This window comes from Stenotrophomonas sp. P5_A8 (genome assembly GCF_056400545.1).
Genome location: NZ_JBFULB010000435.1, coordinates 1 through 2,660, shown reverse-complemented (window position 1 = coordinate 2,660; position 2,660 = coordinate 1). Strand labels below are relative to the sequence as shown.

Here is a 2,660-nt window from a genome sequence, read left to right as displayed (position 1 = left end):
ACAGCAGCTCTACGCCGGGTTGATCACCGACCCGGTGCAGCGCAGTGCGCAGGGCACGGCGCAGTTGGCGCTGACCGCCCGCCGCGAAGCCAACGTGCGCGCCTTCAATGATGTGTTCCGGCTCAGCGGCACGGTCGCGCTGGGCTTCCTGGGCTGGTTGCTGCTGCTGTCGGTGCGTACCGCCGTCCTCAAGCAGTGGCGCAAGCGCCACCCCGCCCCCTCTTCCCCTTCAGTCGCGGCGCCGTTGCCCGCACCGCCCCGATGAGTCCCCCCATGCCCACGCTCCCACCCCGCGACGACAGCGCACCCGAGAACGTCAACCCGGCCCCGCCGACCGATGCCGCCCCCGCCAGCAACGCGGCCGCGCCGGGAGCGGTGCCGCCGCCGAGCGCGCCCAAGTACCTCAAGCCGAGCACCCGCAGCGTGGTGATCATGATCGTGATCGCGCTGCTGGGCATCGCGCTGATCCTGCGCGCGTGGTCGTTGTGGCCGTTCGACAGCACCCGGGTGAGTACCGACAACGCCTACGTGCGCGGCCAGATCACCGTGCTGGCGCCGCAGGTCAATGGCTATGTCACCGAGGTGCTGGTCAAGGATTTCCAGCACGTCAAACAGGGCGACCCGCTGGTGCGCGTCGATGACCGCATCTACAAGGAAAAAGTGGCGCAGGCCCAGGCCGACCTGGACAGTGCCAAGGCCGCACTGGCCAACTCCGACCAGGCCCAGGCGCAGAACCGCGCGCAGATCGGTGCCGCGCAGGCCAACCTTGTCGCCGGCCAATCGGAGCTGGCGCGGTCGCGCACCGAGCTCAAGCGCTATGAAGCCCTCGCCGCGCAGCAACTGGTGGCGCTCAGCGACCGCGACAAGCTGCGTACCGGGGCCCAGTCGGCACAGGCGGCAGTGCTGCAGTCGCAGGCGCAGATCCGCATCGCCGAGGAAACGCTGACCTCCACCCAGGTGGCACGCAAGAGCCTGGAAGCGCGCGTGGAAACCGCGCAGGCACAGCTGGAACTGACCCGGATCGACCTGGCCAACACGGTCATCCATGCCCCGCGCGACGGCCAGATCAGCGAAGCCTCGGTGCGCCTGGGCCAGTACGTCACGGCCGGCTCGCAGCTGCTGTTCCTGGTGCCGGATACGCTGTGGGTGGTGGCCAACTTCAAGGAAGGGCAGACCTGGAAAATGCGCATCGGCCAGCCCGCCTCGTTCAAGGTGGATGCTTTCGACGGTGAAAAGCTGCACGGGCACATCGAGCAGATCGCCCCGGCCACCGGCTCGGAGTTCAGCGTACTGCGCCCGGACAACGCCAGCGGCAACTTCACCAAAGTCGTGCAGCGCCTGCCGATCCGCATTTCCATCGACCCGGACCAGCCGCTGGCCAAGCGGCTGCGCCCGGGCATGTCGGTGGTGGTGAAGGTGGATACGGCGGCCCGGTAGAGCCATGCCATGCATGGCTGCTCTTTGCGTGCTGCCCGTATTCGCGGTGGATCTGGACAGGTGCCGGTCTACGGGCTGCCAACCATGGGTTGGCACTACCGGTGTATCGGATCAGGTGCGCTGCAGCGGGCTCAGCCGGCGCAGCGCGCGCACAGGCCGTGCACTTCCAGCGTCTGCGCCTGCGGCTGGAACCCCAGCTCCTTGGCGCGTTTCTCCAGCTGGCTGACGATCTCCTTGTCTTCCAGTTCCACCGCGCTGTGGCAGCTGTTGCAGATCAGGAACGGGACCGAATGCTGCGCGCTGCTGGGGTGGTGGCAGGCCACGAAGGCGTTCACCGATTCCAGCTTGTGCACGAAACCATTGGCCATCAGGAAATCCAGCGCGCGGTACACGGTCGGCGGCGCATCGGCGCCGACGCCCTTGCCACTGCGCACCCATTCCAGCAGCTCGTACGCCTTGACCGGCTTGCCGGCCTCGGCGATCAGCCGCAACACGTTGGCGCGGATGGGAGTGAGGCGCAGCCCGCGCTCGGCGCACACGCGTTCGACCACCTTCACGAAGTCGGAGGCATCGTGAACGTGATGGTGCGGAGCGGTACAAGCGGTCTTTGCGGACATGCGCGGTCTCCTGTGGTCAGGCCGTCGGTACTTTAGTGAGTGCGACGTCGATGCGTTTCAAGGCCTCTTCACGGCCGGCCAGGAACACGGTCTGGGAGATATCCGGGCTCACCTGGGTACCGGTGATGGCCACGCGCAGCGGCTGGGCGACCTTGCCCATGCCGATCTCCAGTGCCGTTGCGACATCGTGCAGGGCCACCGACACGCTCTCCACCGTCCACTCCCCGGCTGCAGCCAACAGCTCGCGGGCCTTGCCCAGCGCCAGTTCCGCGCCCGGCTTGAAGTGCTTGGCCACCGCCGCCTCGTCGTAGTCGGTCAGCGGCTGGTACCAGACCACCGCCTTCTCGGCCATTTCCTTCAGGGTCTGCACGCGGTCACGCAGCGCCACCACGACGTCGGCCGGGGCCGGGCCGGCGGCCAGATCCAGGCCCAGCTTGTTCAGCTGGTAGACCAGGTGCGGGGCGATGTCGGCCGGCTGCTCGGTCTTCAGGAAGTGCTGGTTGACCCAGCCCAGCTTGGCCATGTCCAGGCGCGCGGCCTTGGAATTGCAGTGGGTCACGTCGAACAGATCGATCAGTTCCTGGCGGCTGAACAGCTCCTGGTCGC

The 2,660-nt window shown here is 67.6% G+C and carries 2 protein-coding genes and 2 pseudogenes; 2 read left to right on the top strand and 2 right to left on the bottom strand.

Annotated elements, in window-relative coordinates; genetic code table 11:
- Positions 1-265, top strand: a pseudogene (locus AC1DQP_RS19235) (MFS transporter); the annotation flags it as partial.
- Positions 266-273: 8 nt separating this feature from the next.
- Positions 274-1,437: an HlyD family secretion protein gene (locus tag AC1DQP_RS19230; RefSeq protein ID WP_478052272.1), complete on the top strand. Its 1,164-nt coding sequence runs from the start codon at positions 274-276 to the stop codon at positions 1,435-1,437.
- Positions 1,438-1,568: 131 nt separating this feature from the next.
- On the opposite strand, the gene AC1DQP_RS19225 is transcribed toward AC1DQP_RS19230, so the two are convergent.
- Positions 1,569-2,054: a transcriptional repressor gene (locus AC1DQP_RS19225; protein ID WP_312237445.1), complete on the bottom strand. Its 486-nt coding sequence runs from the start codon at positions 2,052-2,054 to the stop codon at positions 1,569-1,571.
- A gap of 16 nt (positions 2,055-2,070) precedes the next feature.
- A pseudogene (locus AC1DQP_RS19220) lies at positions 2,071-2,660 on the bottom strand (glutamate--tRNA ligase); the annotation flags it as partial.

Excerpts from the sequence above, each read along its gene's own strand:
- AC1DQP_RS19230 (WP_478052272.1), top strand. The coding sequence starts at position 274 with ATGCCCACGCTCCCACCCCGCGACGACAGCGCACCCGAGAACGTCAAC.
- AC1DQP_RS19225 (WP_312237445.1), bottom strand. The coding sequence starts at position 2,054 with ATGTCCGCAAAGACCGCTTGTACCGCTCCGCACCATCACGTTCACGAT.